The 12,481-nt window shown below is 70.9% G+C and carries 11 protein-coding genes; 5 read left to right on the plus strand and 6 right to left on the minus strand.

Going from position 1 to position 12,481, the window contains the following annotated elements; genetic code table 11:
- Nucleotides 1-165: 165 nt before the first annotated feature.
- The 4 genes from E3T54_RS14305 to E3T54_RS14320 form a co-directional block, all read right to left on the minus strand.
- Entirely contained in the window at nucleotides 166-834 is a 669-nt protein-coding gene (locus E3T54_RS14305) for an HAD hydrolase-like protein (RefSeq protein ID WP_134476275.1), read from the minus strand.
- Between the two features lie 103 nt (nucleotides 835-937).
- Entirely contained in the window at nucleotides 938-1,633 is a 696-nt protein-coding gene (nucS, locus tag E3T54_RS14310; protein WP_134476276.1) for an endonuclease NucS, read from the minus strand.
- Nucleotides 1,634-1,777: 144 nt separating this feature from the next.
- Nucleotides 1,778-3,049, minus strand: a complete 1,272-nt coding sequence (locus tag E3T54_RS14315; protein WP_241977242.1) for a sugar MFS transporter — start codon at nucleotides 3,047-3,049, stop codon at nucleotides 1,778-1,780.
- A gap of 55 nt (nucleotides 3,050-3,104) precedes the next feature.
- Entirely contained in the window at nucleotides 3,105-4,460 is a 1,356-nt protein-coding gene (locus tag E3T54_RS14320) for an MATE family efflux transporter (RefSeq protein ID WP_255452887.1), read from the minus strand.
- Between the two features lie 127 nt (nucleotides 4,461-4,587).
- Between E3T54_RS14320 and E3T54_RS14325 the strand changes: the two genes are divergently transcribed.
- The 5 genes from E3T54_RS14325 (at nucleotide 4,588) to E3T54_RS14345 (ending at nucleotide 10,657) form a co-directional block, all read left to right on the plus strand.
- The gene (locus E3T54_RS14325; protein WP_134476277.1) at nucleotides 4,588-5,550 is read left to right on the plus strand and encodes an ABC transporter ATP-binding protein; all 963 of its coding nucleotides are present in this window, start codon (nucleotides 4,588-4,590) and stop codon (nucleotides 5,548-5,550) included.
- Entirely contained in the window at nucleotides 5,547-7,163 is a 1,617-nt protein-coding gene (locus E3T54_RS14330; protein WP_134476278.1) for an ABC transporter permease, read from the plus strand. Before E3T54_RS14325 ends, E3T54_RS14330 begins: the two co-directional genes overlap by 4 nt.
- Nucleotides 7,164-7,266: 103 nt before the next feature.
- Nucleotides 7,267-9,231, plus strand: coding sequence for a M13 family metallopeptidase (locus E3T54_RS14335; protein WP_134476279.1), 1,965 nt, complete (start codon nucleotides 7,267-7,269; stop codon nucleotides 9,229-9,231).
- An 87-nt stretch (nucleotides 9,232-9,318) separates the two neighbouring features.
- Entirely contained in the window at nucleotides 9,319-10,227 is a 909-nt protein-coding gene (locus E3T54_RS14340; protein WP_134476280.1) for a serine hydrolase, read from the plus strand.
- A gap of 88 nt (nucleotides 10,228-10,315) precedes the next feature.
- Nucleotides 10,316-10,657: a DUF5655 domain-containing protein gene (locus E3T54_RS14345; RefSeq protein WP_134476281.1), complete on the plus strand. Its 342-nt coding sequence runs from the start codon at nucleotides 10,316-10,318 to the stop codon at nucleotides 10,655-10,657.
- A 10-nt stretch (nucleotides 10,658-10,667) separates the two neighbouring features.
- On the opposite strand, the gene E3T54_RS14350 is transcribed toward E3T54_RS14345, so the two are convergent.
- Nucleotides 10,668-11,708 (minus strand): NAD-dependent epimerase/dehydratase family protein, encoded by a 1,041-nt coding sequence (locus E3T54_RS14350; protein WP_134476282.1) that lies wholly within the window; start codon nucleotides 11,706-11,708, stop codon nucleotides 10,668-10,670.
- A 25-nt stretch (nucleotides 11,709-11,733) separates the two neighbouring features.
- On the minus strand, nucleotides 11,734-12,252 hold the full coding sequence (locus E3T54_RS14355) for a pyridoxal 5'-phosphate synthase (protein ID WP_092322516.1): 519 nt from the start codon (nucleotides 12,250-12,252) through the stop codon (nucleotides 11,734-11,736).
- Nucleotides 12,253-12,481 lie beyond the last annotated feature (229 nt).

Raw genomic sequence — 12,481 nt, forward strand, 5'->3', positions numbered from 1 at the left:
AGAACACCCGCACCAGCCGGCACCGTCGGAATCAACATCCCCGACACAGCCGTCACAAACTAACCCGAGTGGCTCCACTCAGCTTGACATCGCGCGACGAAGGTACTTTTTCCGCAACTGAGGTGCGAGGTGCGAGGTGTGAGGTGCGGCGCGCCAGGCGGGAAGCTAGCCCAGCAGCAGCTTGGCCAGCTGGTCGACCGAGTACACGGTCGCGGTGGCCGCGGCAGCTTCGGCCGGGGAACCGTAGCCCCACTCGACCATGATCGTGGGGACGCCGTTCGCGGCGGCACCTTCGGCGTCGTAGCTGCGATCGCCGACCATGACCGGCGCGGTGATGCTCGCCCCGGACGCCTCGAGGCGGCGCAGGGCCTCGGCGACGATGTCGGCCTTCGCGCTGCGGGTCTCGCTCTCGGAGGCGCCGACCACAACGGTGAAGTACTTGTCGAGGCCGAAGTGTTCGAGGATATCGATCGCACTGCGCTCGGGCTTGCTGGTGGCCAGGGCGAGCGGGATGCCCATGGCGTAGATCCGCTCGAGCAGGCCGGCGATACCGGGGTAGACGGCGGTGTCGAGCGACGACGCGCCCTTGTAGTCCGCGCGGTAGACGGCGAGGGCCTCGGTCGCTTCGTCCGGCGTCATCCCGGCGTATTCGCGGAATGCGGCCAGCATGGGCGGCCCAACGTAGGCGAGGAGTGCGGCGTCGGAGGGGACGGGGCGGCCCAGCGCGGCGAAGGTGCGGGCGAGGGAGCTGGTGATGGCCGGGGCGGAATCGGTGATCGTTCCGTCGAGGTCGAAGAGGATGGCGCTCCAGGTGCGCGTCAATGTCGGATTCACGCGTCAATCCTAGGCGTGCACGGATGGGACTGTGCACACCATGCACCGAACGGGCCCCGGTCCGGGGCCGTTCTCGGGGGCGAAAGGGGAAGTGAACGGGACTTTAGAAGAGGCGGGACTGGGTGTCGTCGAGCCCGCGCATCCCGTCGTAATCCAGTAGCAGGCACCGGATGCCCCGATCCTCGGCGAGCATGCGCGCCTGCGGTTTGATCTCCTGGGCGGCGAAGACCCCGGCCACGGGGGCCAGGTGCGGGTCGCGGTTCATCAGCTCGAGGTAGCGGGTGAGCTGCTCCACGCCGTCGATGTCACCGCGCCGCTTGAGCTCGACCGCGACCGAGCCGCCCGCGGCATCCCGGGCCAGGATGTCGACCGGGCCGATGGCGGTCATGTACTCGCGGCGTACGAGGGTGTGACCGTCGCCGAGGAGGTGGATGTGCTCGGCCAGCAGCTTCTGCAGGTGGGCCTCGACGCCGTCCTTGATCAGGCCGGGGTCGATGCCGAGCTCATGCGCCGAGTCGTGCAGCACCTCGTAGATGCTGACGATGAGCTGGTCGTCGGTCTTGCCGTGGGTGACCGTCCAGAGGGCGGTGACGCCGGCATCCGTCTGGTACTCGTCGGGCTCGGATTCGGACAGGCTGCACGGCGGGCTCATCCAGTTGAGCGGCTTGTACGAGCCGCCGTCGGAGTGCACGAGGATGCTGCCGTCCGATTTGAGCATGAGCAGGCGGGTGGCCAGCGGCAGGTGCGCGCTGAGTCTCCCGGCGTAATCGACGGAGCATTTGGCTATCACAAGGCGCACCCGTCGAGCCTAATCGCGCCGCGGGGCCCGTTCTCCCGAAACACTTCCGAATTCGACGGAGATTCCGGATGCCGCCGCCCGCCTGCCCCGTGACCGGCCCGTTTCCCGTGAAACTCCCGTCGAATTCGTGCCTCGGGTTCGCGCTCAGCGCGCTTCGGGCCTGCTCGACTCCCGCGCGGCCGGCGCCACGATGCCGGCCAGCACCATGAGCGCGAGGATCACGTAGAGGGCGTTCAGGATGCCGACCGCCTCGCCGAGGAGGCCGAGAACCGGCGGGCCGACGAGGAATGCGAAGTAGCCGATCATGGCGACCGCGCTCACGCGGGCCGCCGCGCTCTTCGACCCGTCGGCGGCGGCCGACATGCCAACCGGAAAGCCGAGGGAGGCGCCGAGCCCCCAGAGAGCCGCCCCGACGAAGACGAGCCAACCGGTCGGCGCGAGGATGAAGACGAGCAGGCCGACGATTCCCAGTGCGGCGCAGGCGCGCAGCACCGGCACGCGTCCAAAGCGGTCGAGCACCGGCCCGCCGAGCACGCGGCCGAGAGTCATCGCGGTCACGAACACGCCGAAGACGATCGCGGCCGCTGAGTTGCTGAAGCCGTGCCCATCGACGGCGGCGATCGCCAGCCAGTCGTTCGCGGAGCCCTCGGCGAACGTCATCCCGAAAACGATCACCCCGATCAGGAGCACCGTCGAGTCCTTCCAGACCGCCAGGTTCTCGCGCAGGCGCGCCCGCCACGGCACCGCCACACCGGCCGGGTGGGGCAGCACGGCGTCGTCGCCGAGGTCGGCGCGCGTGGGGATGAAGCGCACGGCTGCGACCGTGGTGGCGAGCACGAGCAGCGCCGTCCCGGACAGGTGCCAGAAGACCGACAGGCCCACGAACGATGCGCCGCTTCCGACAAGCGCGCCCACAACCGTGCCGAGGCTGAAGCAGGCGTGCATCAGCGGCATGAGCGTCTTGCCGATCTCCCGTTCGGCCGCCGCGCCCTCGACGTTCATCATGACGTCGACGGATCCCATCCCGAGGCCCACGAGTGCGAGGGCGATGAACACGAACGGCGCGGACGGAAGCAGGCTCGAACCCACTCCGACCAGGGCGAGGCCGGCGGCCGTGACCGACATGCCCAGCAGCATCGCCCGGCGGGCGCCGAAGCGTGCGAGCAGCCAGGCTGCGACCAGGAGGCCGAGGACCGAGCCGCCCGACAGCCCGAAGATCACGAGGCCCACCTGCGCGGTATCGAGCTGGAGGCCGTCGCGGATCACGGGGACCCGGGAGAACCAGGTGGCGAGGCTGAGACCGCTGACGAAGAACAGGACGAAGACCGCGTTGCGCCAGCCGAGCAGGACGCGGCCGTCCGTTGGCACGGCGGGCCTGGGTGCGTTGGCTCCGGACGCGTTGGCGGGCTGGGTCACTGGGGGGTCCTGATGCTGGAGAACGAGCCGATTCGATCGAAGCGACCTGACCAAACTAACCGACGCCGGCAGACGGATGCGCGCCGACGACCATCCAGCGGACGGTGCGGGCGCGAAGGCCGAGGGTGACCGCGCGGGCGCCGAGGTAGCCGAACGCGAACGCGGCCATGAGCAGCGCGAGGCCGGCGGACCCCGGGGGCGCCCAGAGCAGCACGGCGACGGCCAGCGGCACGAACGCGGCCAGGTTCGCCAGGCCGGTCAGGGCGAGGTAGCGCGCGTCCCCGGCGCCGATGAGCACGCCGTCGAGCACGAACACGATCCCGCCGAGCGGAACGGATGCCCCGAGCACGATCAGCGTCGGGGGCAGGAGGTCGCTGACCTCCCCGGCCCCGGTGAAGAGCCCGCCGAGCACTCCGGATAACGCGATCACGAGCAGGCCCAGCGCGGCCCCGCTGAGCACGCCCCACTCGAGGCACCGGCGGAGCACCGCGCGCACGCCGGCCAGGTCGCCGGCGCCGAGGCCGCGACCGACGAGCGCCTGGGCCGCGATCGCAAGGGCGTCGAGGGCGAAGGCGAGCGTCGCGAACAGCGTCATTGCGATCTGGAAGGCCGCGAGCTCCGGGGAGCCGAGCCGCGCCGCCACGAACACCGCGAGGAGCATGGCCGCGCGCAGGCTCACCGTGCGCAGGAACAGCCAGCCGCCGGATGCCGCGCCCAGCAGCATCCCGGCCCGGTGCGGGCGGAGCCGCGCGCCGCCCAGCCTCGCCTGCCGCACGATGACAACGAGGTATACCGCCACCATGCCCCACTGGGCGATGACCGTGCCGATCGCCGAGCCGGCGATCCCGAGGCCGAGGCCATAGATGAAGAGCAGGTTGAGCAGGATGTTCGCGGCGAAGCCGAGGCCGGCCACCCAGAGCGGGGTGCGGGTGTCCTGCAGGCCGCGGAGCAGGCCGGTCGCGGCGAAGACGAGCAGCATCGCGGGCAGGCCGAGCATGGAGATGCCGAGGTAAGTCGCGGCGGCAGAGGTGACGGCCGACTCGGCGCCGAAGGCCCCGACGAGCACCGGCGTGGTGAACCAGCCGGCCACGGCCAGCACGACACCCAGGCCGAGGGCGAGCCAGAGGCCGTCGATGCCGACGGACACCGCCCGGCGCCGGTCGCCCGCGCCCAGCCACCGGGCCACGGCCGGCGTCGTGCTGTAGGCGAGGAAGACCATCAGCCCGATGATCGTCTGCAGCACCGCGCTGGCCAGGCCGAGGCCGGCCAGGGGCGTCGTGCCGAGGTGCCCGACCATGGCGGCGTCGGCGAGCAGGAACAGCGGTTCGGCGATGAGCGCGCCGACGGCGGGGACGGCGAGACGGAGGATCTCGCGATCCACGGGCTGGCGGCGGAACAGGGTGATAGTGATTCTCACGACTTTAGTTCAGCGGGTAGCCAGGCCCGGGCATCAGTCGAATGAAAGCCAGGCCAGCCCGGGCCCCGACGGGCTCGAACCCCAACCGGTGAACGACACCTCGCGGGCGTAGTTTGGCACCATGAATGCCGTCATAGAGACACGCGGTCTGCAGAAGCGCTTCGGCCGGGTGAACGCCCTTGACGGCCTCGACCTGTCCGTGGCGGCCGGCGAGGTGCACGGCTTCCTCGGCCCGAACGGCGCAGGCAAGTCCACGACTATCCGGGTGCTGCTCGGGCTCATGCGGGCCGACGGCGGCACGGCGACGGTCTTCGGACGCGACCCGTGGAAGGATGCCGTCGCCCTGCACCGCCGTATCGCCTACGTCCCGGGGGACGTGAGCCTGTGGCCCAACCTCACCGGCGGCGAGGCCATCGACCTGCTCTGCCGGCTGCGCGGCGAAAAGGCGCACGGCTCGGCCTACCGCGCGCGCCGACGGCACCTCGTCGAGGCCTTCCAACTGGACCCGACCCGCAAGGGCCGCACCTACTCGAAGGGCAACCGGCAGAAGGTCGCCCTCATCGCGGCGCTCGCAGCCCCGACCGACCTCTTCATCTTCGACGAGCCGACATCCGGGCTGGACCCCCTGATGGATGCCGTCTTCCGCCGCGAGCTCCAGGCGGCGACCAACGATGGTGCGACCGTGCTGCTCTCCAGCCACATCCTCTCCGAGGTGAAGCATCTCTGCGACCGGGTGAGCATCATCCGAGCCGGCCGGACGGTCGAGACCGGGACGCTGGCCCAGCTGCGCCACCTGACCCGCACCGAGGTCGGCTTCGCAAGCACGGGCCTGACCGAGGCGGACCTCGCCGGGCTGGCCGCGCGCATCCCGGCCGCCCACGACCTCGTCGTCGGCGGCAGCACCGAAGCAGGCGCAGCCGGCGGCGTCGGCCGGGTGAGTTTCACGGCCGACAGCGACGCTCTCCCCGAGGTGCTGCCCGTGCTCGCCGAGCTGCGCGTGCAGGGCCTGCCGCCCTCGCTCGAGAGCCTGTTCCTGCGCCACTACCGCGAGGATGCCCCGGCGCCGAGCGGAACTCGCCCGTGAATGTGCTCTGGCCGATGCTCCGGCTGCGCCTCCGCCGCGACCGCGTGCAGCTGCCCATCTGGATCGTCACGTTCGCCGCGCTCTCCCTGCTGGCCGCGGTCGCCGTCGCCGAGACCGTCGGCACGGTCGTGGAGCGCGAGGCGCTCGTGCGCATCGCGGTCGGCTCCCCGACCATCCTGATCTTCCGCGGGGTGCCGCAGGGGGCGGAGGTCGACGCCGTCATCTTCTTCCTCATTTTCGCCTTCCTCGCGACGCTCGTTGCCTTCATGAGCACGTTCCTCGCCGTGCGGCACTCGCGCACGGAGGAGGAGTCCGGCCGCGCCGAGTTGATCGCCGCGACCCCCGCCGGGCGTCTCCTCCCGCTGATCGCGACGGCCCTGCACGGCGTCGGCGCGAGTCTGGCCGCCGGTGCGGCCGTCACGCTGGGGTTTCTGGCCGCAGGCCAGGGCGGCGCCGGCTCGGTCACGAGCGGGGCCGGAATCGCCGGCACCGGGATCGCGTTCCTCGGAGTGGGGCTCCTGGCCGGCCAGCTCATGCGCACCTCGCGCGGCGCCAACGGCCTGGCCGCGGCGCTCATCGGCGGGGCCTATGCGCTCCGGGCCGCCGGCGACGCGGGCGGCACTCCTTCGCCCGACGGCCTGAGCATGACCAGCGCCTGGCCCAGCTGGCTGTCTGCGATCGGCTGGGGGCAGCAGACGGCGGCCTTCACCTCGAACCAGCCGGCCCCCCTGCTGCTCGACCTCGACCTCGCCGCCGTGCTCTTCGCCGTGGTCGTGGCGCTCCAGTCGCGCCGTGACATCGGGTCGAGCGTCATCGGCGAGCGGGCCGGCCCCGAGAGAGCGTCCAGCGCGCTCGGCGGCTCGCTCGGCCTGGCCTGGCGGCTGCAGCGCTCGGCGATCGCCGGCTGGGCGCTGGCCGGCCTGGCGTTCGGCGTCCTGGCCGGCACGCTGGGCGAAACCGTGGTCGAACTGGTCGAATCGAACTCGCTGATCGGCGCCGCGCTGGGCGAGGGCGCCGGGGGCCGGGCAACGATCATCGACCAGTTCACGGCGGCCATCTTCGGCATGATCGGCGTTATCGCCGCGGCGGCCGCGATCCAGGCGATGACCCGGGCGCGCCAGGAAGAGGCCAACGGTTCGGCCGAGACGCTCCTCGCCCTGCCGCTGCACCGCATCCGTTGGATGCTCGACTACCTCCTCATCGGAGCCGCGGCAGCCGTGCTCGTGCTGGCCGCGGCCGCCGGCGGGGCTGCCGTCGGGCTCATCCGCTCGGCCGACACGGCCGACCGGGTGGAGAACGTCCTGGCCTCCGGGCTCGCCCAGCTGCCGGCCGCTCTGCTCATCCTCGCCATCGCCGCGGTGCTCTTCGCGGTCGTTCCCCGGCTCGCCATCGGGCTCAGCTGGGGCGTTCTCCTCGTCTCGGTGTTCATCGGCCAATTCGGCGAGCTCTTCGGGATGCCCGACGGGCTGCGCGCCCTCTCGCCGTTCACCCACACCCCCGCCCTCGGCACCGTCGACGTCGACTGGACCGGCGCCTGGTGGATGCTCGCCCTCGCCGCCCTCCTGGCCGCCCTCTCCCTCGCCGCCATCCGGCGCCGCGACCTGGCCCTCTGACCCCCGCCCATCCCGCCGAACTGTGAGTTTGGAACCTTCCCGGGGCCCGCGAAGGTGCCGAACTCACAGTTCGCGAGGGGAGGGACGGAATAGGCTGGGGCGCATGACTGACCAGGGGCTCGCATCCGGAATCGACACTTCAGAACTCGACCCGGGCATCCGCCCGCAGGACGATCTGTTCCGACACGTGAACGGCAAATGGATCGCCCGCAGCGAGATTCCGGCCGACAAGGCCCGGTGGGGGTCGTTCTACCTCCTCGCCGAGGAGTCCGAGAGGGCCGTGCGGGAGATCATCCTGGAGGCCCAGTCCGCCCCGGAAGGCACCGAGGAACGCAAGTTCGGCGACCTGTACGCCAGCTTCCTCGACGAGGATCGCGTGGAGAAGCTCGGCGCGACGCCGCTTCAGGCCGACCTCGCCACGGTCGACGCCGTCACCTCGATTCCGATCCTGCTCGGCACGCTCGGCCGGCTCGAGCGCAAGGGCGTCGCCGGCGCCTTCCACCTCTACGTCGACAACGACCCGGGCAACCCCGAGCGCTACCTCGTCTTCGTCGAGCAGGGCGGCATCGGCCTGCCCGACGAGTCCTACTACCGCGAGGAGAAGTTCGCCTCTGTCCGGGACGCCTACCTGGCCTTCCAGGCGCGGATGTTCGGACTCGCCGGCATCAGCGACGCCGAGACCCGTGCCAAGCGCGTCTTCGACCTCGAGACCGAGCTCGCCCGCCACCACTGGGACAACGTGAAGTCCCGGGACAGTGAGCTCGCCTACAACCTCAAGACCTGGGGGCAGGTGTCCGCGCTCGCCGCGGGGGCCGACCTCCACCTCTGGCTCGAGGGGCTCGACGCCCCCGAGACCGCCTTCGAGGAGCTCGTCGTCCGCCAGCCCAGCTTCGTGAGCGGGCTCGCCGAGATGCTCACCGAGGACAGGCTCGACGCCTGGCGGGACTGGCTGCGCTGGCAGGTCATCCGTTCGAGCGCCGCGTACCTCTCGAGCGATTTCGTCGCCGCCAACTTCGAGTTCTACGGCCACACGCTCAGCGGCACCCCGCAGATCCGCGACCGCTGGAAGCGCGGCGTCTCGCTCGTCGAGGGCGCCCTCGGCGAGGCCGTCGGCCGCATCTACGTGGAGCGGCACTTCAAGCCCAGCGCCAAGGCGGGCATGGACGTGCTCGTCGGCCACCTCGTCGAGGCCTACCGGCAGAGCATCACCGGGCTCGAGTGGATGACCGACGAGACGCGCACCCGCGCCCTCGAGAAGCTCGACAAGTTCACGCCCAAGATCGGCTACCCGGTGAAGTGGCGCGACTACTCGACCCTGACGATCGACGCCGGCGACCTCATCGCGAGCGTGCGGGCGGCCAGCGAGTTCGAGTTCCACCGGGAACTCGGCAAGATCGGCAACCCGCTCGACCGTGACGAGTGGTTCATGACGCCGCAGACGATCAACGCGTACTACAACCCGGGTTTCAACGAGATCGTCTTCCCGGCCGCCATCCTGCAGTTCCCCTTCTTCGACGAGGCCCGCGATTCGGCCGCCAACTACGGGGCCATCGGCGCCGTCATCGGGCACGAGATCGGCCACGGCTTCGACGACCAGGGCTCCAAGTACGACGGCGACGGGCTGCTGATCGACTGGTGGACCGAGGCAGACAAGGCCGCGTTCCAGGAGCGCACCAGGTCACTGATCGAGCAGTTCAACGCCCTCGCCCCGAAGCAGGTGCCCGAGCACCACGTCAACGGAGCCCTGACCATCGGCGAGAACATCGGCGACCTGGGCGGCCTGTCGATCGCCTGGAAGGCCTACCTCCTGTCGCTGGCCGGCCAGGAGCCGCCGGTGATCGACGGGATGACCGGTGCCCGGCGCTTCTTCCTCTCCTGGGCGCAGGCCTGGCAGATGAAGGGTCGCGACGAGGAAGTCATCCGCCTGCTGGCGATCGACCCGCACTCGCCCAACGAGTTCCGCTGCAACCAGATCGTCAGCAACATCGACGAGTTCTACGAGGCGTTCGGGGTTACCGAGACGGATGCGCTCTGGCTCGACCCGGAGAAGCGCGTCACCATCTGGTGAGGCAGCCTGGTGAGGCAGCCCGCCCGCCTGTGACATAGGGTGATCGCGGGGTATTCTTGCCCGCACCGAGAGAAAGCCGCGCGCGAATTGTCCAAGCCGACCCAGGATGCAGAGCGACGATCCAGGCACTCCGCCGAGCGCAAAGGCAAGCACAAGGGTCCGGAGACGCACGAGAACTTCGCCCGGGGTTTCCAGGCGCTCGGCGAACTGGCGATGGACGGTGTGCAGGTGTCCGCGCGCGCGACCGACCTGACGACCGGCCGGGTGCTGTTCTCGGTCGACGACCACGTCGAAATGCCGACGGCGGGCATCGGCAAGATCCTCCTCCTGATCGAGGTGGCCGCGCGCCTCCGCGACGCCGACTTCGGCGTCTACACGATCCTCGACCGCACCGCCGCGGAGGCGGTGAGCGGCCCCGGAATCTGGCAGCACCTGCAGGCGCCCTCGCTGCCGGTCGCGGACCTCGCCGCCCTCGTCGGCGCCACGAGCGACAACCTGGCCACGAACGTGCTCATCCGCGCCGTCGGACTCGACGCGGTGCGGGCGCGCACCGAGCAGCTCGGACTCTCCCGCACGGCCCTGCTCGACCTCGTCCGCGACCAGCGCGGCCCGGACGATGCCCCGCAGCTCTCGGTCGGCAGCGCGAAGGAACTCACCTGGCTGCTCACGGCGCTCGCCCGCGGCGAGATCGTCGACGCCGAGGCCAGCGAACGCGTCATCGGCTGGCTGTCCCTGAACACCGACCTGTCGATGGTGGCCAGTGCGTTCGGGCTCGACCCGCTCTCGCACCGGGACGGCGACCACGGCATCCTGCTGGTCAACAAGACGGGCACGGATGCCGGCGTGCGCAGCGAGGTCGGCATCCTCCGCGGACCGCGGGCCGGCGTGACCTACGCGGTGTCGATGTCGTTCGCCGACACGAAGCTCTCCGCCCGCCTCTCCGTGCTCGACGGCATGCGGGCCATCGGCCTCGACCTGCTCGAATACGTGCACTGAATCCCGCGAAACCGCAGTTGTGCGCGTTCTGAGGGCGTTTTAGCGCGCACAACTGCAGTTTCGCGGGGGTGTGGGGGATTATGGGGGCATGGCGGCGACGGCGATCGAACGAATCCAGGCGGATGACACGGCCCGCGAGATCTTCGAGATCCTCCAGGGCGCCCTGGCCCAGCTCGGCGGACACGAGATCGAGGAGAAGCAGGGCTCCCTGCACGTGACGAACGGTCGCGCGTTCCTCGGCATCCATCCGCGGTCGGGCGCCGTGCTGCTGAACCTGGTGACGAACGAACCGATCGTGAGCGAGCGCATCCGCAAGACCGAGCAGGTCTCAAAGAACCGCTGGCACAACGAGATCGTGATCCGCACGACGGCGGAGGTCGACGCCGAGCTCGCGGGCTGGCTGCGGCAGGCCTACGCGCTGACGACCTGAGGTCGGCCGCTCAGCCCGGTGAGCCGGCGTGCGCGTCCTCGGCGGCGTAGGGGAACCAGCCGTTCGCGCCGTAGCGCTTGACGATGGACGGGAAGAGCTGCTGCCAGGACTCGCCGCGGCGCTCGGCCGCGGCGACGGCATCCGTCACCCAGCGGATGTCGTCGGCCAGGCCCTCCGCGTAGCTCACGACCGGCGCGTAGCCGAGCTGCTCGCGGGCGGCGGCCATGCTGAGCACGATCGGGTTCGCCAGGCCCCAGGGACTCGATCCGAGTCCGTCCCGAGGCGGACCGGCGAAACAGAGGATCTCGGCCTCGTGCCCCATCGCATCGAACACCGCCCGGCCGATCTCTGCCACGGTGAGCGCCTCGTCGTCGACGGCGTTGAGCACGCGGCGGCCCGGCTGCTCGGCGCACCGGGACACGAGCTCGGCGATGTTCGCGGTGGCCGACGTGGCGAACCGGCTGGCGCCGTCGTAGGCGAGCACCACGCGGCGGCGGCCGTCGAGCACCCGCTTGATGAAGAACCACTCCCGCAGCGCCGGGCTGTTCGGCCCGTGGATCGCGCCCGGCCGGAGGATGCTGACCGGCAGGTCGGCGGCGGCCAGCAGCCGGCGCTCCATCGCCGCCTTCAGCGGCGAATAGCTCTGCTCGGCATTGTCCACGGTCGGGTCGGCCTCGGTGAGCGGCACCGGGAAGTCCGGGAAGACCTCGTCGGTCGCCACGTCGAGGTAGGAACCGTTCCGGCCGAGGTAGACGGATCCGGTGGAGATGACGACGAGGGAGCCGACGTCGCCGGCCAGCCCGGCGAGCTGGTCGGCGTGGCCGGTGTCGTAGGCAACCGTGTCGAGCACGAGGTCGTTGCCGCGGGCGGCTGCGTGCAGCGCGGCCGTGTCGGCGCGGTCGAACCGGATGCTCCGAACATCCGCCGAAAGCGCGGGTGAGTGCTGCCCGCGGTGGGCGACCGTCACAGCCCAGTCGGAGGTCGCCAGCCGGGCCGCGGCCGCCAGGCCGATCTGCCCGGTTCCGCCGATGATGAGTGCCGTCTTCGTCATCCGGCCACCATACGGGCTGTAGCGGTCAGAGGCTGTAGCGGTGCCGGATGTGGTTCCGGTCGGCGCCGGCCTGCCAGAACTCCACCTCCGTCGGCCGCAGGGCATACAGCTGCCAGCTCGGATTGGCCGACTCGTCGGCCGCGGGGCGTTCGGCCCAGTCGGCGGCGGATGCCTCGGCCGACAGCAGGGCCACGGTTCCGCTCACCCGCACCTGCCGGCCGAGCCGCGACCAGTAGAAGTTCATGGCGGCCCGAGGGTTGGCGGCCAGTTCCCGGCCCTTCCGCGAGGTGGTCGCCGTGGCGAAGTGCCAGCCCTCGTCGTCGATGTTCTTCAGGATGAGCATCCGGGAGGACAGGTTGCCCTCGGCATCCGCGGTGGCCAGGCTGAAGGCGTGCGGTTGCGGCACGCCGGCGGCCAGGGCCTCGTGCAGCCACTGCACGAACAGGGCGGCCGGGCCGGCCGGCGCACTCGCCGGGTCGAAAGCCGGAAGGTCCGCGGGGAAATCCGGCAGGGCGCGAAGCATGCGACGGAGGGACTCGCTCATGGACCGAGCCTAATCCGAGGTCCGCGACTCACGGCCCTGGCCGCACTCGCCTGCGGCTAATTCAGGAGAAACCGGGACCGGGCAAACGCGGGCCCCGTCTTTCAGCGGCCTCAGTCGGCCACATCACGGATTCTCCTGAGTTAGCCTCCGGACTCCCGGACTCCCGGCCGGCCGACCTCCCGACCTCCCGACCTCCCGACCTCCCGACCTCCCGACCTCCCGACGGCCG

Source organism: Cryobacterium sp. Sr8, from assembly GCF_004403225.1.
Taxonomy (GTDB): domain Bacteria; phylum Actinomycetota; class Actinomycetes; order Actinomycetales; family Microbacteriaceae; genus Cryobacterium; species Cryobacterium psychrotolerans.

Coding starts and splice junctions, on each gene's coding strand:
- E3T54_RS14325 (WP_134476277.1), top strand. CDS start 4,588: ATGAATGCCGTCATAGAGACACGCGGTCTGCAGAAGCGCTTCGGCCGG.
- E3T54_RS14345 (WP_134476281.1), top strand. CDS start 10,316: ATGGCGGCGACGGCGATCGAACGAATCCAGGCGGATGACACGGCCCGC.
- E3T54_RS14355 (WP_092322516.1), bottom strand. CDS start 12,252: ATGAGCGAGTCCCTCCGTCGCATGCTTCGCGCCCTGCCGGATTTCCCC.
- E3T54_RS14335 (WP_134476279.1), top strand. CDS start 7,267: ATGACTGACCAGGGGCTCGCATCCGGAATCGACACTTCAGAACTCGAC.
- E3T54_RS14350 (WP_134476282.1), bottom strand. CDS start 11,708: ATGACGAAGACGGCACTCATCATCGGCGGAACCGGGCAGATCGGCCTG.